Origin of the sequence: Actinomyces sp. Z16 (assembly GCF_003111765.1) — a bacterium.
Classification (GTDB): Bacteria; Actinomycetota; Actinomycetes; order Actinomycetales; family Actinomycetaceae; genus Actinomyces; species Actinomyces glycerinitolerans.
In genome coordinates this window covers 3,540,545-3,559,269 of sequence record NZ_CP027862.1, presented here as the reverse complement: position 1 = coordinate 3,559,269, position 18,725 = coordinate 3,540,545, and the positions used below count along the sequence as shown (strand labels likewise).

The following is an 18,725-nucleotide window of genomic DNA, read 5'->3' as shown; positions in this document are numbered from 1 at the left end:
TCCTCCTTGACTCAGGTGCCTACCTCGGTCGAGAGGCGAGGATTCAGTAAGGCGTATCCGGAGTGAGTACCTGTACCGAGCGGGCGTTCAAAGCGGCGCTGAGCTCGGCGTTGGGCTGTTCGTTGGTGATCAGGTAGTCGGCAATCGCAAGGTCGCCAATCGCGGCGAACAGACGCCGACCAAGCTTGGTCGAATCGGCAAGAATGGCTACCCGACGGGCGCGGGCGGCCATTTGCGCAAGCATGGCGGCCTCGTCCAAGTTGGAAGTGGAGAAGCCGTCGGTGTCGACGGCGCCCACGCCGATGAGGGCGAGGTCGACGTGGATGTCGTTTTCGACGCCTGAGATGGCGGAGGCGAAGGCGACCGGGCCGATGGTTACGTGGCCAGACAGACGCACGTGCCCGCCGATGACGTATACGTCGCGGCACGCCTCCGGGTTGATCTCCACCGGCAGTGCGAGGTTGTTGGTCGCGATGATGAGTTCCCGCTTGTTCGACAGGTGGTGTACCAGGGACAGTGCGGTGGTTCCCCCGTTGATGAACAGGACGTTGCCGTCCTGCACGAGCTCCGCGGCGATCCGGCCGATACGATCCTTCTGGGACGCCTGCAAACGGGCGCGGTCGCTCAGGTTCGTATCGTGCCAGGGGACGGCGGAGTTGGACATCGCTCCGCCGTGCATACGGATGAGCAGGCCGTCGGCGTCAAGCTGGTCTAGATCTCTGCGGATGGTGTCGGCCGAGACGCCGAAGTGGTCCGCCAGGGCCGTCACCGTCACCTGACCCAGTCGGTTCACGTAGCCGGCGATTTCGGCCTTCCGCCCTCCAGGGAGGCGGGGTGCGGCGTCGTTCATGGCGCCAGTCTAGGCATTCTTCATGCGCCTTCAAGCCGAACGTTACGTGATTGTTGCCGATCGAGCGCAGACAGCCGCAAAAAGTCGCACTATGCTCGTCCACAGACATCAGGAAGTGGATGAAACCAGCATGATGTCGCAACTCGTGTCAATGATGATGGAGTAACAATGCTGATGCGTATGCGTAGGCGCGAATTCGGGCAGATGACGGCCGTAGTGGCCGCTCTGGCGGCGATGGGTCTGGCCGGATGTGGCGGATCGGGAAGTAGTGGAGGCCGCGATGGGGAGGTGACCTTGGAGTTCACCCAGTGGTGGGAACCCGAACTGCCGGACGGGGCCCTGCGCGCCCTCATGGACCAGTTCGAGCAGGCCAACCCCGGGATCAAGGTCGAACTGCTCTCCGGGCCCTATGCCTCGACCAAGGAGCAGCTGGTTGCCGGTGCCGCGGCGCAGACCATGCCGGATGTGGTCGGCTTGGACGGTGCATGGGTGAGTGACTTCGCGAAGCAGGGTGCCATAGCGGACCTGACGGCCCTGATGGCCGAGCAGGGCTACGACGACTCCGAGCTCGCCAGCCAGATTCAGATCGACGGCGCCACCTACATGATCCCGGTGGTCAACTTCGTCTACCCCATGTTCACCAATATGGATCTGCTTGAACAGGCCGGCGTCTCGGCAATCCCCTCCACGCGTGAGGAGTTCGAGTCCGCGGCCGCGGCGATCGCGGACACGGGTGAGGACATCTCCGGCTGGGCGCTGCCGCTCTCGCTGGAGGCGCCGAACGGCATTCAGAATGATGTGATGTCCTGGGTCTGGGCCTCCGGTGGATCGATGCTCACCGAGGACGGCAAGCCGAACCTCCAGGGCAACGCGGACGTCAAGAGCGCCTGCGAATTCATCAAGAATCTGTGGGACGACGGAGTCATATCGCCGGGCGCTTTCACCATGAAGGAGCAGGACAAGGTCGAGGACTTCACCAATGCGCGGGTCGGCATGATGATCGACTCCCTCGCGCACGTGAACACCATCCGCGAGGGCAACCCGGACCTGGAATTCGGCATTGCCGCACTGCCCGCCGTGAGTGGCTACACCGGCCAGCGCGGCATGCCCTACGCCTCTTGGGGCATCGGTGTCTCCGGTACCACCGAGCATCCGGCGGAGGCGTGGAAGCTGGTGGAGTTCCTCATGTCGGCCGACACCAATGCGGTGCTCGCCGACGACGCTAAGGCCTTCCCCGGAAACAGTACGGCCACGCCCGACTATGTCGAGGATGATGAGCTGTTCAAGCAGGCCTTCGAGATCTGGAGCTCGGGCACGCCTGCCAATGAGTTCACCGGTCTGCCGGTTTCCGAGACGCTCATGCGCAAGTTCGATGAGCAGTTCCAGAGCTACCTCAGCGGCGATATCGACGTCGACACCATGCTCGCCAACGCCCAGCAGGCGTGGGACGAGGAGTTCTGAGGTTCACCCATGAGCGTCACCGATGCCGCAAATGCGTCTCGGACGCGGCGGGTGCGGGCGCCGTCCCGTGGGCGGCGCCTGACCCAGGCACTTGTGCCCTACGCATACCTGTCACCGACCTTAATCCTGTTGATGGTGCTGATGGTGATTCCGATCGTCATGGTGGTCGGATACTCGCTGATGGATGCTGTCATCACCGCTAGGGAGTCCCACTTCATCGGGCTGGGCAATTACGTCGAGATCCTCACCAGCAGCAAGTTCCGTACGGCGCTGGCCAACACGTTCTGGTTCGTGGCCATCAGCGTGGTGGCGCATATGCTGTTGGGTCTCGGCTTTGCCATGCTGCTCAATTCCGAGTCGGTATCCGCTGTCACCAGGACCGTCTTCCGCACCCTGTTCGTACTCCCGTGGCTACTGACCGTGGCGATCATCGCCATCCTGTGGCGACTGCTGCTCAATCCCAACGGCGTAGTCAACGCGATCCTGTCTGGTCTGGGCGTCGTTAGCGGACAGCACGAGTGGCTCGCCGATCCGGATATCGCCCTGGCCGCAGTCACCTTCATCAACATTTGGTCCGGGTACCCGTTCTTCATGATCTCGATCCTTGCCGGTCTTCAGGGCATCCCGAAGGATCTGTACGAGGCGGCGGAGGTCGACGGCGCCGGCCCGATCCGGAGGTTCTGGTCGATCACCCTCCCACAGCTGCGGCCGATCATTATCTCCATGGCGCTGCTCGACGTCATCTGGACCTCCCAGCAGTTCGCCCTCATCTGGATGACCACCGGCGGAGGGCCGCTTGACCGGACGGAGGTGCTGTCCACTTTCACCTATAAGTTGGCATTCTCCGAGTACGACTTCTCGGGGGCGTCCGCCAGTGCGGTGATCGTGCTGATCCTGTCCATGATCCTCGCCTTCTTCTACGTGCGTAGCCAACAGGTGAGGGAGTAGTGACATGGGTGCTATGACTACTAAACGGCGTCGACGGCTGTTGGCCAAGGCGGGTGTATGGGTGGGGCTGCTCCTGGGCGCCGGCTTCGCGGCCCTGCCGATCTTCTGGATGCTGGTGTCCTCCTTCAAACCGAATGCGAAGATCTTCGCCACGCCTCCGCGGATCATTGAAGAGGGCTCCTCCTGGGCGGCCTACATCTCCATTTTCCATGATTCGGAGAAGATCCGCTTCTTCATCAACAGCTATTTCGTGGCGCTGTCGGTGACGGCGCTGACACTCATCGTCGCGATCCTCGCCGCCTACGCCTTCAGCCGTTTCGAGTTCCCCGGGAAGAGGATCTTGAACGTACTGGTCATATCGGTGCAGGCGGTGCCGCCGATCACCCTGCTGATCCCGTTTTTCGGGCTCATGGTGACGCTGCGGCTGTACAACACCTACCAGGGCCTGATCCTGACCTACATGGTGTTCACGCTGCCCTACGCCATCATCATGCTCACCGGCTACTTCAACACCCTCCCGCGCGAGCTCGATGAGGCCGCGAAGGTGGATGGAACCAGTTCTCTCGGTGCACTGTGGCGGGTGCTGGTCCCAATTTCCATCCCGGGAATCGTCTCGGTTGGTATCTACACTTTCATGATCGCCTGGAATGAGTATCTGTTCGCGTTGACGCTCACGCGCACGAATGACATGCGCACCGTGCCCATCGGTATTCAGCTCCTCATGGGGCAGCACTCATACGAGTGGAACGAGATGATGGCGATGTCCGTGCTCGGATCGATTCCCGTGGTGCTCCTCTTCATCTTCTTCCAGCGTTACTTCATCGGAGGGATGACCGCTGGATCCGTCAAGAACTGAACTTGACGACAACACAGAAAGGTACAATGCAAATGTTAGTCACAGGCAGCGACATCCTGGACGTCGCCAATAAACACGGTTTCGCGGTCCCGGCGTTCAACATCTCCTCGTACTCGATGCTGCGCGCGGTGGTGGACGTCTGTGAGGACAAGCGCTCCCCACACATCATCGCCATTCACCCGGACGAACTGAGCCACATCCGGCCCGCGATGCTGGCCTCCATCATCCGGATCGCCCACGAGTCCCCGGTGCCGACGGCGATCCACCTTGACCATGGCGCGTCTTATGAGCAGGTGCTGCTGGCCATCCAGGCGGGCTTCACCTCGGTGATGATTGACAAGTCCTTCGCATCCTTCGAGGAGAACGTGGCCGAGACCGTGCGCGTGGTTAACGCCGCCCACGCCGTCGGGCTATCCGTGGAGGCCGAGTTGGGCACCATCGGCGTGTCCGACAAGTACGGGGAGACCGGCACGGAGGAGATCCTGTACACCGACCCCGATGACGCGGCGCGCTTCATCGACGCCACCGGTGCGGATTCTCTCGCCATCGCGATCGGCACCAGGCACGGCCTGTACCCCGCCGCGGCCAAGCCCGCGCTGCGCCTGGACTTGCTGGGTGAGATCAAGTCGCGTCTGGGCATTCCCCTAGTGCTGCATGGCGGGTCGAACAACTCCGACACCGAGATTGCCGGGGCCGTGCACGGCGGCATCAACAAGATCAACATCTCTTCCGACATCAAGGCCGCCTACTTCAACAAGATGCGCGAGGTGCTCCAGGACGTGCACCTGCGCGAGCCCAACGTGATCGAGCCTCCGTGCGAGGCGGCACTGCGGGAGTGTGCGGCGCAGAAGATCGATCTGTTCGAATCCGCGGGCAAGGCAGAGCTGCTGTGAGCCTGCGGCGTCGATGCGGGCGCGGCTGAAGGGAGAGTGAGATGACGGTGCGGATTGTCCTCGGGCTCGGCGGGACCGTCGATTACGAGCTGTACTGGGATGCTGAGGCGTTTCAGGAGCTCGTGGACACCCATGGCATACACCAGGCCGAGCTCGAGGACGCTCCGCCGGCCAGCGCCGTCGACGAGCGGGAGATGCTGCTGGCGGTGCTGAGGTCCATGCGACAGTCCCGGGGATGCGAGTGCTACGCGGCCGATAAGCGGGCGCTGCTTGCCTTCGCGGATCACTTCACCTACCAAGTCACCCTGGGCGGCACGTGCGTTCGCGCGGCGTTGGCCATGGAACGGATCGGCGTAGCCTCGACGGTGCACCTGGTCTCAATTAACGACGACGTCCGTCGGCTCCTGTCGCCCGCCGTCGAGTGGGTGTGCAGCGCCGAGGCGGATTCCTTGGATCCGCACGTGATCGTCCAGTACCCGGCGGGCGCGGCGGTGCGCCTGGCCGATGGGGAGCTGACCGCGCACCGCCCCAATCGGGTGATCCTGGTCAACGATGCGCCCAACGAGGATCTGCGGCTGAGCAAGGAGTTGCCTCGGCTGCTGGCCGAGGCCCGGGTAGTCCTGATCTCGGGCTTCAACACCATGAAGTCGGCATCCGAGTTGCGCACTCGACTGGGCGAACTCGAGGACGCGTTGGCCGAGACGCCACCAGACGCCGTCGTCGTCTACGAGGACGCGGGTTTTCACAACGACGCCATGCGTGAGGTGATCCTGGAGACAATTCCGCACCTGGTGGATCTTCACTCGCTCAACGAGGATGAGGCGCGTCACTATCTCGGACGCGCCATAGATCTGGAGGACGGGGCACAGGTCGCGGCGATGATGACCGACCTGCACCGGCGACTCGGGGCGCCGACTGTCATGGTGCATACCAGCCGCTACGCCGCGGTGGTGGGGGAGCGGGCGGCCCTGTTCCGCGAGGCCGCCGAGGCGGGTTGCCTACTGGCATCCACTCGCTTCCTACACGGGGACCGCTACGCCGTTGAGGAGTACACGGAGGTGGCGTGGGCGCCCCGGGAGGAGACCGGCGAGCGCCTCGCCCGCGCCTCCGAGCCGGCCGCGGCGGGCGTGCTGATCGCGCCGGGCTTCGCGGTTCGCACCGCCTCCCCGACGACGATCGGCCTGGGTGACACCTTCATTGGCGGCGTGGTGGCGCACCTGGCGGAGAAGGGCGGCTTGCAAACGTCGTGATCTGCTGGAGGACGGCGCTCAGGACGGTCGCGTCCCGTCTTGGCGCCGGCGACCACGGCGCCGCGCCTCCTTGCTGATGGCGCGCCACTGCTTAGGATGCAGTGGGTGATCGGCCGACAGACTTTTCCAGGTCTTCCAACTGGATGGTTTGGCCGGCCCGGCAAGCAGCAGGCCCGTCGCACGCAGTGGCTCGGTCAAGCCCTCCATGGCGTTGATGGTGAAGTACTTGGGATGGTTCCAAGGGGTATCGGAATCAAAGGAGAAGTGCCAGCAGATGAGCTCGCTTGCCGCCGCGCGGCCACCCAACGGGCGGGCCAGCACCGCCAGGCGCACGCGTCCGTGTTGGCGGCGTACCCAGGGGAGAACGAGCGCTAACGGAAATACCTCGGCAAGGTAATCCGCGAAGAAGCTGGCGGCCTCACTGCCCTCGCGCAGGATCACGCCGGTCCACGGCCCTCGTTCGGCCAGCACCGAGTCCAGGTCCCAGGTCTCCAGGGCGAAACCCTGCGGTGCCAGGTGGTCGATGACGAAGCGCACCGCGTCCCGCGGCGGCGCCGCCACCTCGAAGCGGCGCATGGGCTGCGTCTCAAGCCATGCCATGGTGACTACACCTCATCAGTAAAAGAGTGGGCCTGGATGACATCTCCCTGTTAGCACTGGAGCCGACCGCTGCGTACCATCGCTCAAGTTGGCAGGGAAACCAAGGCGAGCTTCGGCGCAACTCATCGACTTAATACAGTGGCGTGGTGGCACGCCCGGCCGCGAACATCGTTACCGGACGATGCTCAGGACGGTCGCGTCCCGCCTTGGCGCCGGCGACCACGGCGCCGCGCCTCCTTGCTGATGGCGCGCCACTGCTTAGGATGCAGTGGGTGATCGGCCGACAGATTTTTCCAGGTCTTCCAGCTGGATGGTTTCGCCGGCCCGGCGAGCAGCAGGCCTGCCGCACGTAGGGGCTCGGTCAAACCTTCCATGATGTCGATGGTGAAGTTCGTGGCCCAGTAACGTATAGTCACGGAGTCAAGGTGGAAGTGCCAGCAGATGAGTTCGCTCCCCGTCGCGTCGCTGTGCAGTGGACGGGCAATGACTGCCATGCGCACGCGTCCGTGTTGGCGGCGTGCCCAGGGAAGAGCAAGAATCAGCGGAAACGCCTCCAGAAGGACGTCCACTGCGAAATTGGCGGCCTCACTGCCCTCGCGCAGGATCACGCCGGTCCACGGCCCTCGTTCGGCCAGCACCGAGTCCAGGTCCCAGGTCTCCAGCGTGAACCCTCGGGACGCCAGCTGGTCGACGACGAAGCGCACCGCGTCCCGCGGCGGCGCCGCCACCTCAAAGCGGCGCATGGGCTGCGTCTCATGCCATGCCATGGTGACTACACCTCATCAGATAAAGAGGAGATCTCAATGACTTCTCCGTGTCAATAGGGGAGCCGACTGCAAGACGTCACCGACCAGGCCGTCAGGGAAACCGTGGCGAGGTACGGCGCAAGTCATCCATTTCATCCAACGGCGTGGTTTGGGAGCCCGTTCGGCGCTGGGTCTCCCAGTCGTCGCGGAGGCGCCCCAGATTCTCTGCTACCTGCTTGCGTAGGCGTTCGGCCTCGGGTGAAGTGTCTTCTCCGGAGAAAACCGCCGCAACGGTGGTTCTGCCCGAGTCGATTCGTCGTTGAACGGCCTGCCAGTCGGGACCGAGTTCGCCTCGACGCGCAGCCTCGGCACGCTCCGCGTCCGCCCGCTCGGCCTCCTGCTCGGCCTGCTTGACTTCCTTCTCCAGACGTTCATTGATGCCACGAAGTTGCTCGATGAGCTCATCGAGATCTCTATTGCTGCGGGGTGGGGGAGGAAATGAAGTCATGCACGTACCGCCGCGCCGCGTATCGCTGCTTCTGCAATATTCGTGGTGGTGTACAATACCTCAACGATTTTCGCCTTGGCGGTAACGATGCCCTCAATGGCATCATATACTGCGTTGACGATCGAGTAAGATAGCCGCACCATGCCTAGGATATCAGAGATGAGAATGGCGCACTCTACCGCTACAGCGGCCCAGCCGACAACCGGAACGGCGGCCTCGGCTGCGACGCGCGCAAGTTTGTAAGACAGTTTCTTAAGAAGCATACCCAGGCCGGTTGCAGCAAGCTTTGCTGCGAGTGCCACTTTGCCGACAATCTCGCTGACGTACCCTGCTGCGTAGCTCAGCCTAGTCGTGGCCACCGACAGCGCGGTTATGAAGGCGTTGCAAGCTACCGCTCCTTTGCCTACCCACTCGGCCAGGGCAGGAAGGACTCCCGAGTCGTTCTGGCCTACGGCGACGAGTGCGGAGTCGAGCTCCGACCAGGCCGTTGAGGCGCGATCGACGTAGCGCCAGTCACCCACGATATTCTTGTAGACGAAGTCGTTGAGAAATGACCATCGGAAGAGCTTCTCAAACACCCAGTCGAGACCGCCGAGCAGTGCTCCAGCAGACCAACGCAGGTTCTCCATCTCGGACGTAGGAGTTCCCGGCTCGCCAAGATAGGATTGTGGATCCTGCTCCTCGCGCACCGACCGGTTCGACGAGTAAGCTACGTCGTTCCTTTCTTGGAGGCGCTGCATCTGGTCGTTCTTGTATTCTTCAAGTGCGGCGCGATTCTGAATGCTTTGGTCCAGCAGCATGGGATCTCCGCCTCCGCCCCCACTCGACTGGCGCGCGGCGTCTCCCAGGCTCGGTATGGACTCTCGAGGATCATTGAATGGCGGCGGAGGCACATCCATCTTCCTGAAGATCTCAGCAAGTTCATCCCACGCTTGCTCGTCCGCCTTTGCGTAAGCATCGATCGTGTTGTTCATCGAGTCGGCTGCGGCGGAGTGGGCTTCGGCGGCCAGGCCGAGGACCTCCTCGCCTACAAGAACGACCGCATTGTTGAGCGGTACGAGTACGGAGAACAGGCCTCCCATCTCGGCCGAATCTATTCGCCCCCAGGTGGTCAGGAAGGACTTCATGGCCGGTAGGTGCTCGTCGCCCTGTCGCGCGAGTACCTGCTTGGTAAGACCGAGGTCGGCGTAGTCAACTTTCATGTATTACTCCGGGTGTCAGAACCGATAGGTTCAACTGTCATAGGGACCATATGTTTGCGACTGTGTTGTCGGTCTGCTGGTAGCGCTCATTGGCGTTATCGACCGCGGTCGCTATGCTTTCCATGTAATCGACTTGCGTGAGCAACCGTTCTGACCAGCTGGCATGCGACGATGCGGCTGCACTGGCCGCCTCTCCTGTCCATTCAGACTGCGTAGCGGCCATGCTCCCCGACAGCTCGGCGTTGTCCGAGCTTAGTTGCGACGCTGCGGAACGCAGCGCGTCGGCGATTGCGTTGAGAGCATCTTCCGAGACTTCTAGATCGGCCAAGGTCCCGCTCCTGTCAGATGGACTACGATGCGCGCGTGGCAATCACGGGGCGGTAATGCGCCGCGCGCCGATATACATCTGTGACGATACTCCCCGGACGGAAGGAACGCCATCCGTTTGAACGGATCAGCGCATGCTATGCGTCACTCGCCCTTGAACTTCATGCCGGCGGTGAAGCCCATGGGGTTGAGCTCGAAGGCGTTGGCCGTGGCCTCGTCGAGGGCGGCGAAGTCCGCGTCGTCCTCGGGCACCGGCTCCTCGCCGTCGTCGAAGATGGCCTCCATCTCCTGGGTGTCGCCCAGCGACAGGTAGGACTGCTCGTCCCAGTGTTGCGGCAGGACCGTGCGCACGTAGTCGTCCACCGCTTCCTGGGTGGTCACGTCGCGTTGGCGCTGCTCGGACATGTACCAGCGGTGCTCCAGCACCTCGTGGAAGATCTCGGCCGGCTCCAGCTTGCGGCGCAGCTCCATGGGGACGGCGGAGATGGTGGGTTCGAACACCTCGGCCAGCCAGGCATGCGCCACCTGCTCCACCGGTTCGTCCTTCCGGCCGGTAACGGTGCGGAAGGTCTGCAGGTCGTTGAGCATGCGCTGCCCCTGGCGCTCCTGCACATCCAGGCCGGTGAGTCGCATGATCTGGCGGTGGTAGTGGCCGGCGTCGACCACCTTCGGCTGGATGATCATGCGCGTGCGCGAGCCGTCCGCCTCGGTCTTCATGGTCAGCTCGCCGACGTCGAAGCCCAGTTCGTTCAACCGTTCGATGCGGTTGCGCACGCGCCAGCGCTCGCCCAGGTCGAAGGTCTCCTCGGCGGTGAGCACATTCCACAACTCGGTGTAGCGGCTGACGATCCGGTCGCCCACCTCGATGGTGTCCACACTCGGCTCCAGCAGCGCCCCGGCCTGCAGATCCATCAGCTCGCCGATGATGTTCGTGCGGGCGACGTCGATGTCGTACAGCCGCTTGCCGTCGGTCAGGCCCTCGGTGTGCAGCTCGCCGGTCTCGGCATCCACCAGGTAGGCGGCGAAGGCGCCCGCATCCCGGCGGAACAGTGTGTTGGACAGGGACACATCCCCCCAGTAGAAGCCCAGCAGGTGCAGCCGCACCAGCAGCACGGCGAGGGCGTCGATCAACCGGGTGGCGGTCTCCGGGCGCATGTACTGGCTGAACAGCGCCCGGTAGGGCAGCGAGTAGGACAGGTGCTCGGTGACCAGCACCGAGTTGAGTGCCGAGCCGTCGAGGGCGGTGCGGCCGGTGATGACCGCGGTCGGCGTCACGCAGGGGGCGCCGAGGCGGACCAGGTCGCGCAGCAGCTCGTACTCGTGGTGGGCGACGGATTCACCGATCTCCTTCACGGCGATGACGCGTTCGGAGAGGTTCACGAAGCGCACGATGTGGCGCGAAAGCCCCCGCGGGAGGGCGGCGAGCACCTCGGCCGGCCACTCCTCCAACGGAATCTCCCACGGGAGATCGAGCAGCGCCGGGTCAATCGTTGCCGCGGTGATCTGCATGGACGGGGGCATGGACATATTCTCTCAGGTCCGTCGCGATTCACTCGTCAACGGCGCCGGGTCGGTTCAGGCGAAGCCGATCGCCTTCGGGCTCGTTAATTCACGGCGAACCATACCTGCGGTTGTGGCGCTCGCCGTCGGCCTGTGGCTGAGCCCCGCTCCTCGTAGGGGAGGAGCGGGGCTCAAGCACGGTCGTGGTACGGGCGATGCGGCGACGGAGGTCGTCAGGCGGCCGGTTACCGCATCGCCGTGGGCGAGTCAGGCGGGCAGGCGCTCGCCGGTGGAGGCGGAGAAGATGTGCTCCTCGCCGGGCTTGATACGCACGTACACCGTCTCACCCGGCTCCGGCGCAGTGCGCGGAGGAACGCGGACGATGATCTGGCTGGAGTCCTCACCGGAGCCGAGCCTGTCCTCGGAGCCCTCGGCGCCGACCAGCTCGCCGTAGATGTAGGCGTCGCTACCCAGCTCCTCGACGAAGGACAGGCGCACCGGGATGGAGTGCTCGTCCTCGGCGGAGACCACCTCGAGGGACTCGGGGCGGAAGCCGATGACGATCTTGTTGTTGTCAGCCGGAACCATGGCGTCGAGCGTGGCCCGGGACAGCTGCACACGAGCGGCGCCGATGGAGGCGACGTCGCCGTCGACCGTGAACCGGCCGATGTTCATGGCGGGAGAGCCGATGAAGCCGGCAACGAACTCGTTGGCGGGCTTGTCGTACATCTCGCGCGGAGTACCGACCTGCTGGAGCACGCCGTCCTTGAGGACCGCGATGCGGTCACCCATGGTCAGGGCCTCCGTCTGGTCGTGGGTCACGTAGACGGTGGTGACGCCCAACGAGCGCTGCAGGGACGCGATCTGCGTACGCGTCTGCACGCGCAGCTTGGCGTCCAGGTTGGACAGCGGCTCGTCCATGAGGAACACCTTCGGCTTACGCACGATGGCGCGACCCATGGCCACACGCTGACGCTGACCACCGGACAGGGCCTTCGGCTTGCGGTCCAGGTACTCGGTCAGGCCGAGGATCTTGGCGGCCTCCTTGACGCGCCGGTCGATCTCATCCTTGGGAGTACCGGCGATCTTGAGGGCGAAACCCATGTTGTCGTGCACCGACATGTGCGGGTACAGAGCGTAGTTCTGGAAGACCATGGCGATGTCACGGTCCTTGGGCTGGACGTCGGTCACGTCGCGGTCGCCGATGAGGATGCGACCGGAGTTAACGTCCTCGAGGCCTGCGAGCATGCGCAGGGAGGTTGACTTTCCGCAGCCCGAGGGGCCGACCAGGACCAGGAACTCGCCGTCGGCGATCTCAAGGTTCAAGCTGTCCACCGACGGGGTGTCGTTCCCCGGGTAGATACGGGTGGCGTGGTCAAAGGTGACGGTTGCCATAAGGGGTATCCCTTCACCGACAGGTACGTGCCGGACGATCCGAGTGAAAGGTGCCGATGCGTGTCCGCATTGACACGTGCCGGGGCGGTTTGCTCCGGTTAGGACCAACTTTGTCATACGACAACGCCGTCCGGGTAGTCCGAAAAGGCTCGGAATATCCTCAAAGGTCTGTGAATCCACTCACGTCAACCGCGTCCGGGGCACCTCCCGGTACTGTGTCGCCATGCCGCAGAGTCCCGACAGCTCCACCCCCGCCGCCCTGGCCGGGCTGCGCGCAGGTGCCAACGTCGGCGGCTACCGGCTGGTGCGCCGCCTGGGCGCCGGCGGCATGGGCGTGGTTTGGGAAGCCATCGACGGCGACGGCAAACGCGTCGCGATGAAGATCCTTCACCCGCAGATCGCGGCCGACCCGACGGCCCGCCGGCGCCTGGACCGTGAGGCCTCCGTCCTCGCCCGCGTCAAGGACTCGCGCGTGGCCCGCATACTGGATATCGAGACCGGCGACGGCGCGGACGGCGTCGGCGTCACCTTCGTCATCACCGAGTTGATAGACGGCCCGACTCTCCAGTACGAAATCGACCATGCCGGCGTCTACCGGCTGGACACGGATATCCGCGATCTCTCCGACCTCGCCCACGGCCTGGTCGACGCGTTGGCCGTCGTGCACGCCGCCGGCGTCATCCACCGCGACCTCAAACCCTCCAACGTCATGCTCGGCGCGGCCGGCCCGGTTCTGATCGACTTCGGCATCGCCCAGGTGGCCGACGACGTCCGCCTCACCCAGACCGGCCAGGTCACGGGTACCCCCGGCTTCATTCCGCCGGAGATGCTCGACGGCGGAGAACCCAACCCCGGCGTCGACTGGTACGCCTGCGCGGGCGTCCTACTGTTCACCATCACCGGCCTCCCGCCCTTCGGCTCCGGCCCCTGGCAGGCCGTCTTCCGCCGCGTATACGCCGGCACTCCGGAACTGGGCGACCTGGAACAGGCGCAGCCGGCCCTCGCGCGCGCCTTCACCGCGGCACTCGCCCCCGACCCCGCCGACCGCCTGCCCGTCCCCGATCTGTTGCGCGTCCTGGATGAGATCGCCGACGGCGGCGACGGCCAGACCGCTTTGGCGCAGGTGCTGCCGGATGCCGAGGCCGACGCCGGCGATGCGGCCGTCCCCGAGGTCGTCGAGGCGGACACGAGTACCGGCACGTATGGGGCCATCTACTCCCCCTTCTCGTCGGCCGGCAGCGCGGGAAGCCCGGGGACCGGTCCGGTGTCCGGCTCCGGCTATGGGATGGTGGCTCCGTCGTCTTCGGCGTTTTCGGCCCCCGGGGGCTACGGGGCCGTGGCGAGTCCCGCCCCGCAGGCCGACGCCGTCCGGCCGGCATCTCTTGCAGGCGCGTCGGCGGCGCCGATGCCGCCGTCGTTTACGCCCGGAGGCGGGGTGGAACCGGCTCAGTCGGGACCCGCGGTGCCGGCGCAGCCCAGTTTCGGTGCGCCCGTCCAGCCGGCCCCTGCCGGCTACGGGGACGCCCACTCCGCGGCCATGGCCCCACCCGTCCCCGGAGCGGTTCCCGAATGGGCGCTGGAGCCCCGGCGTCACCGCACCGTTGCCGCCTGCTTCTTCCTGATGCTGGCGGCGCTGGGACTGCTGATTCCCGGCTGGCTGGCGATCGGTTTCTCGCTGCTGGTGGTGATTGCGGGGACCGTCGGTCGGGCCGATGACGCGCGCCGTTGGCGTCGCCTGCGGGCCGGCTACGCCTCCGCCGCCGACAACTCGCGCATGTGGGCGTCGACCCCCTGGTACCTGCTGCGTTCCCTGATCGCCGGCACCGCCGCCTGTGCGGTGGCGGCGGTCGTCGCCGTGATGGAGTTCTACTTCTCCGGCCGAGCGCTAGGGTTCGCTCCGAATACCCCTCCCGCCCTGCTGGCCACGTGGGGTGACTACCACCGGTTGGGGCTGTGCGTGGTGTCGGTGGTGATCGCCTACATGCTGGTGGCTTGGTTCGTGCCCTGGGGTGCGCCCACCCGCCGTGGCGGCGCCCGCCTGATCGACCTGGTCCTGCGTGGGCGCACGAACCGGCGCATCGGCTGCGTCGTGTTCGTCGTCATCGCGGTGGCCATCGTGTTTCTGTTCGCCATGGGCGCGATTCCCGTGGCCCGGCTAGACCCCTTCAGCTTGTAGGCATGGCCCGCTAAACATAGGCATGGCCCGCCCACCGAGGTGAGGCAGGCCGCACCCTGCGGTCGTGCTTTCCTGGCGGTTCACAGGCAGAATGCCTAATGTGCAATGCGCCGCGTGACCTGCGGCAGCGTCGAACCCGAGTTGAGGAGTTGCTTGTGGCCTCAAACCAGCCACGTCCCACCAAGGCGGAGCGTCGGGAGGCGGCGCGCGCCAAGGCCCGGGCCATGCGCGAGGAGCAGGAGCGCCGGGAGCGGCGCGCCCGGATCACCCGCCGCAGCTTGTTGGGTCTGGGCGGCGTCGCCGTCGTCGGGGCCGCGGCCGCACTGGTCGTCAACTCGCGTAAGGACACCGGCCTGGGCGGCGAGATCGTCTCGGAACTGGCTCAGGGGGACGGCATGCCGGCTACCGTCCGCGCCGACGGGTCGATCGTCTTCGGGCCGGACCTGACGCCGGGCACCAGCACGGACGGCGCCCGGAACCTGCACATCTACTTCGACTACTCCTGCCACTACTGTGCCAACTTCGAGGCGTTGCATGCCGCGGAGATCGACTCCCTGCTGAGCGACGGCACCATCAACCTCGTGCTGCACACGGCACGGTTCCTGGAGAAAACCAATGACGGCTCCTGGAGCAACATGGTGTGCAACGCCCTGGGTGTCGTGCTGGACCAGGAGCCCGCCTCTGCGCTCGCCTTCCACCAGGCGGTGCTGGCCCGCTTCGCAGAGATCTACGCCGCTCAGGACTCCTCGGCACTGACCGCCGCCTCGGTGACGCAGGCCGCGACCGAGGCGGGCGTGAGCGACGCGGTGGTGGCCCAGATGGAGACCGCCATCGCCGACAACACCTATTCCGCCTGGCTAGCGCTCAACCGTGAGACCTTTTCACAGGGCGGCGTCTCGGGGACTCCGACGGTCTGCCTGGACAACGAGAGGCTGGAACTGACCGCCATCGCCACCGAGACCGGCATCACCGACTACATCCAGGGCGGCGCGGCCGAGGACACGTCTGCGCAGTAGCGGGGCATTTGGTCGGGTAAGCTCGGCCCGCACGCCGCGTTAGCTCAGCTGGTAGAGCAGCTGTCTTGTAAACAGCAGGTCGTCGGTTCGAGTCCGACACGCGGCTCCACGTTTTCCCGCACGGCCACGTGTACGTCCCTCTTCCGGGACTCCTCCGTGCCGGCGGCACGTCGCCTGCTTCGAGCTTTTGCACCCTGGTGTGCGCCCAATTGCCGCACACCAGGGTGCAAAACGTCGCAGTAGAGGGCAAAGGTGCGGATCGGGCGGATGCTAGCCGTTGTGTTAGCCATCGTGCCCGCGCCCCGCGAACACACTCAGGGCAGCCGCCAGTCGACCGGCGTCGCCCCCAGGCGCTCCAGCTCCGCGTTCGCCCGTGAGAACGGGCGCGACCCGAAGAACCCCCGCGAGGCGCTCAGCGGTGAGGGGTGTGGGGAGGCGATGATCGGCGTCGAGCCCAGCATGGGGGACAGCGACTGCGCCGGCCGCCCCCACAGAATCGCCACCAGCGGCTGGTTCCGCGCCACCAGTGCCTCGATGGCGCACTGGGTGACCTCCTCCCAGCCCCAGCCTCGGTGCGAGGCCGGCTTGCCCGGCTGCACGGTCAGCACCCGGTTGAGCAGCATGACCCCCTGCAGCGACCACGGCGTCAGGTCCCCGGAGGTCGGGCGCGCCACGCCCAGGTCGCTGACCAGTTCGGTGTAGATGTTCTCCAGGCTCCGCGGCGGGCGCACCCCCGGCTGCACCGAGAAGCTCAACCCCATCGGGTGACCCGGTGTGGGGTAGGGGTCCTGTCCCACGATCAGCACCTTGACGTCGTCGAGTGGGTAGGTGAAGGCGCGCAGCACATCGGTGCCGGCGGGCAGGTAGCCGCGGCCGGCCGCGATTTCTTTGCGCAACTTCGCGCCGAGTTCGTGGATGGTCGGCTCTACCGGCGCGAGCGCCTGGGCCCAGGAGGGATGGATGATCTCGGACAGCGGCTTCGGTTCGGTCACGCCTAGAGCCTAGCTCCGGGTCGGCCTCGGGGTGTCGGCGCGCATTAGCCGCCGCCGCGTCGGCCTCCCGGTATTCTCACGGTGTGAGCCGCTACGACTACCCCGACGACGAGTTCGACGCCGACGACGACGGTCCGGTGCCCGTCGGGGTTCATCGCGCCCAGGTCCCCGCCTGGCGCAGCTGGATTCCCCTACTGGCCATTCTGATCATCGTCCCGCTGCTGGCATGGGGTGCGGTGGGGCTGCTCGGGCGCCACGCGGATGGGGTGAGCGGCGCCTCCACGGCCACCGCCGCCGTCCCCGCGGATGACAGCGCCAATGATGCCGCGCAGGGCGGCGAGGAGCAGGCCACCGAGGAACCGACCGCGCAGCCCACCGAGGAACCGACCGGCAATGCCGACTTCACCACCGGCGTCACCGTGCACAACGGCACCGACACCAGTGGCCTGGCCACCCGTACCGGCGACAAGCTGCGCAACGCCGGCTTCACCTCCGTCACCGTCTCACAGGGCGTCTACAGTGCCGCCGAGCCGGCCAACACCACCGTCTACTACGCCTCCGCCGACCAGGCCGCCACCGCGCAGGCCGTCGTCAACGCGCTCGGGGCGGGCGAGCTGGTTGAGTCCGCCGAGGAGGCCCAGTCCAACCCGATTGTTGTGGTTCTGCGCAGCGACTATCAGGAATGATGCGCGCGGAAGGCGGCGGCGCCGGCCGGCTCCCCCGGCGTGCGCTGCTGCTCGCCGTGCCGGCCGCGGTCGCGGCGGCGAGCGCAACGGTTCTGCTGTCGTCAAGACCTGCCCGTCCCGCTCTGCTGAGCGGTGGCGTGCTGGCCCGAACCGACGGCGTCGTCACGGTGCTGCCGCCCGAGCGAACGGGCCGCCCGACACCGCTGGCCGCCGCTGTACGCCAGGGCCTGGACGCGGCCACGCTGCCGACCGGCCGATGGGAGGAATTCGCCCGCACGGCGCTGATCGATCTGCTGACCCTGACCGGGCCCGCGCTGGCCGAGCCCGGCGCTGCTGCCGCGGGTGCGGTGACCCGCTTCCCGCATGGCGCCGTCGTGGCCGGCCCGGTGAGCATCTGGCGCTATATCTGGCCCCGAGACGCCGCCTTCGCCGCTGCCGCCTATGCGGCGGTCGGGCTGGAGGCGCAGGCCCTCGACGTGCTCGCGCAGTTGGCGACCTTGCAGCGTCGCGACGGCGGCTTCGAGGCGCGCTACACCGCCGTCGGCGTCGTCCCGGATGACCGCCCCGCCCAGTCCGACGGTACCGGCTGGTTCTTGTGGGCGATCGGCCGACTGCTCGCCGCCGGCGCGCGGGTGGACGAGCTATCCGCCCGCTTGGGGGAGGCGAGTGCGCGGGCCTGCGGCTTTCTGCTGGACTTGACCGACACGCCCGCGCACCTGCCGGCCGCGGCACCGGACTACTGGGAGGTGGGGGAGCGCACCCTCACCCTGGGGACGGCGGCGCCCACTCTGCTGGGGCTGGAGGCCGCGGCCGCGCTCGCGCAGGCGGGGCTGGAACTGGGCGCCGGCGCGGGCCCGTTGACGGAGCGGACGGTGACGGTGCGCGCGGCCATGGAGCGTGGCTTCGCGCCCGGTTGGGGCAGGCACGTGCGCGGGGACGACCTCGACGCGGCCATCGCGCTCGTAGCTCCGCCGTTCACCCGCGCGTTGGACGGCGTCGCGGCGGTAAGGGACGGAGCGGTGGCCCGCATGTCCCGGCCGGCCGGTGGGGTGGCGCCGGGGGAGTCGTGGCGCGACGACGGGATCTCCTGGACCCCGGAGACCGCACTGCTGGCCTGGTCGGCGGCCGGTCTGGGGCGCGACGCCGAGGCGCGCACGCTGCTGGAGTGGCTGGAGGCGCACCGTACTCGCGCCGGTGCGCTGCCCGAGAAGGTGCGCGCCGACGGCCTGCCCGCGGGCCCTGCACCGCTCGCCTGGACCTGCGCGCTCGTACTGTTGGCCACGGCGGAACTCCGCCGAGATCGGTAGAAGTTATGTGCC

18 protein-coding genes and 1 tRNA gene are annotated in these 18,725 nt (G+C 66.2%); 10 read left to right on the top strand and 9 right to left on the bottom strand.

The annotated features are described in order from the left end of the window. Nucleotides 1-43: 43 nt before the first annotated feature. The gene (locus C3B71_RS14815; protein ID WP_073327981.1) at nt 44-850 is read right to left on the bottom strand and encodes a DeoR/GlpR family DNA-binding transcription regulator; all 807 of its coding nucleotides are present in this window, start codon (nt 848-850) and stop codon (nt 44-46) included. Between the two features lie 168 nt (nt 851-1,018). On the opposite strand from C3B71_RS14815, the gene C3B71_RS14810 reads away from it, so the two are divergent. From C3B71_RS14810 to C3B71_RS14790, 5 genes are read left to right on the top strand one after another with little or no spacing between them, the layout of a single operon-like run. Continuing rightward, a complete protein-coding gene (locus C3B71_RS14810) occupies nt 1,019-2,311 on the top strand; it encodes an ABC transporter substrate-binding protein (RefSeq protein ID WP_073327982.1) in 1,293 nt (430 codons plus the stop codon). A 9-nt stretch (nt 2,312-2,320) separates the two neighbouring features. Continuing rightward, nucleotides 2,321-3,259 carry a carbohydrate ABC transporter permease gene (locus C3B71_RS14805; protein ID WP_073327984.1) on the top strand — a complete coding sequence of 313 codons (939 nt, stop codon included), beginning with the start codon at nt 2,321-2,323 and terminating at the stop codon, nt 3,257-3,259. Nucleotides 3,260-3,263: 4 nt separating this feature from the next. Then, nucleotides 3,264-4,115: a carbohydrate ABC transporter permease gene (locus tag C3B71_RS14800; RefSeq protein WP_234415955.1), complete on the top strand. Its 852-nt coding sequence runs from the start codon at nt 3,264-3,266 to the stop codon at nt 4,113-4,115. Nucleotides 4,116-4,147: 32 nt separating this feature from the next. Beyond that, nucleotides 4,148-5,008 (top strand): ketose-bisphosphate aldolase, encoded by an 861-nt coding sequence (locus tag C3B71_RS14795; protein WP_108969086.1) that lies wholly within the window; start codon nt 4,148-4,150, stop codon nt 5,006-5,008. A 41-nt stretch (nt 5,009-5,049) separates the two neighbouring features. Further along, on the top strand, nt 5,050-6,258 hold the full coding sequence (locus C3B71_RS14790) for an ADP-dependent glucokinase/phosphofructokinase (RefSeq protein ID WP_108969083.1): 1,209 nt from the start codon (nt 5,050-5,052) through the stop codon (nt 6,256-6,258). Between the two features lie 18 nt (nt 6,259-6,276). Here the strand turns inward: C3B71_RS14790 and C3B71_RS14785 are convergent, their stop codons facing one another. The 7 genes from C3B71_RS14785 to C3B71_RS14755 form a co-directional block, all read right to left on the bottom strand. Further along, entirely contained in the window at nt 6,277-6,858 is a 582-nt protein-coding gene (locus C3B71_RS14785; protein WP_108969081.1) for a hypothetical protein, read from the bottom strand. Between the two features lie 185 nt (nt 6,859-7,043). Further along, complete coding sequence (locus C3B71_RS14780) at nt 7,044-7,625, bottom strand: hypothetical protein (RefSeq protein WP_111890674.1); 582 nt, start codon at nt 7,623-7,625, stop codon at nt 7,044-7,046. 91 nt (nt 7,626-7,716) lie between these two features. Beyond that, a complete protein-coding gene (locus C3B71_RS16020; protein ID WP_146750887.1) occupies nt 7,717-8,112 on the bottom strand; it encodes a hypothetical protein in 396 nt (131 codons plus the stop codon). Beyond that, nucleotides 8,109-9,314 (bottom strand): hypothetical protein, encoded by a 1,206-nt coding sequence (locus C3B71_RS14770; RefSeq protein ID WP_108969074.1) that lies wholly within the window; start codon nt 9,312-9,314, stop codon nt 8,109-8,111. Before C3B71_RS14770 ends, C3B71_RS16020 begins: the two co-directional genes overlap by 4 nt. A 37-nt stretch (nt 9,315-9,351) precedes the next feature. Then, complete coding sequence (locus C3B71_RS14765) at nt 9,352-9,642, bottom strand: WXG100 family type VII secretion target (protein WP_073327995.1); 291 nt, start codon at nt 9,640-9,642, stop codon at nt 9,352-9,354. A gap of 143 nt (nt 9,643-9,785) precedes the next feature. Further along, nucleotides 9,786-11,162: a DUF4032 domain-containing protein gene (locus tag C3B71_RS14760; protein ID WP_108970002.1), complete on the bottom strand. Its 1,377-nt coding sequence runs from the start codon at nt 11,160-11,162 to the stop codon at nt 9,786-9,788. Nucleotides 11,163-11,408: 246 nt separating this feature from the next. Then, the gene (locus C3B71_RS14755) at nt 11,409-12,536 is read right to left on the bottom strand and encodes an ABC transporter ATP-binding protein (RefSeq protein WP_108969072.1); all 1,128 of its coding nucleotides are present in this window, start codon (nt 12,534-12,536) and stop codon (nt 11,409-11,411) included. Nucleotides 12,537-12,759: 223 nt separating this feature from the next. Here C3B71_RS14755 and C3B71_RS14750 point away from each other — a divergent pair, with 223 nt between their 5' ends. From C3B71_RS14750 to C3B71_RS14740, 3 genes are all read left to right on the top strand, one after another. Beyond that, nucleotides 12,760-14,712 carry a serine/threonine-protein kinase gene (locus tag C3B71_RS14750; RefSeq protein WP_108969070.1) on the top strand — a complete coding sequence of 651 codons (1,953 nt, stop codon included), beginning with the start codon at nt 12,760-12,762 and terminating at the stop codon, nt 14,710-14,712. A 155-nt stretch (nt 14,713-14,867) separates the two neighbouring features. Beyond that, nucleotides 14,868-15,728, top strand: coding sequence for a DsbA family protein (locus C3B71_RS14745; RefSeq protein WP_234415954.1), 861 nt, complete (start codon nt 14,868-14,870; stop codon nt 15,726-15,728). Nucleotides 15,729-15,761: 33 nt separating this feature from the next. Next, nucleotides 15,762-15,837 (top strand) — tRNA-Thr (locus C3B71_RS14740). 205 nt (nt 15,838-16,042) lie between these two features. Here the strand turns inward: C3B71_RS14740 and C3B71_RS14735 are convergent. Then, a complete protein-coding gene (locus tag C3B71_RS14735; RefSeq protein ID WP_108969067.1) occupies nt 16,043-16,720 on the bottom strand; it encodes a uracil-DNA glycosylase in 678 nt (225 codons plus the stop codon). Nucleotides 16,721-16,803: 83 nt separating this feature from the next. Here C3B71_RS14735 and C3B71_RS14730 point away from each other — a divergent pair, with 83 nt between their 5' ends. Both C3B71_RS14730 and C3B71_RS14725 read left to right on the top strand, forming a co-directional pair. Continuing rightward, nucleotides 16,804-17,406, top strand: coding sequence for a LytR C-terminal domain-containing protein (locus C3B71_RS14730; protein ID WP_108969064.1), 603 nt, complete (start codon nt 16,804-16,806; stop codon nt 17,404-17,406). Beyond that, nucleotides 17,403-18,713 carry a glycoside hydrolase family 15 gene (locus C3B71_RS14725; RefSeq protein WP_146752418.1) on the top strand — a complete coding sequence of 437 codons (1,311 nt, stop codon included), beginning with the start codon at nt 17,403-17,405 and terminating at the stop codon, nt 18,711-18,713. The genes C3B71_RS14730 and C3B71_RS14725 overlap by 4 nt, the downstream gene beginning before the upstream one ends. Nucleotides 18,714-18,725: the final 12 nt, after the last annotated feature.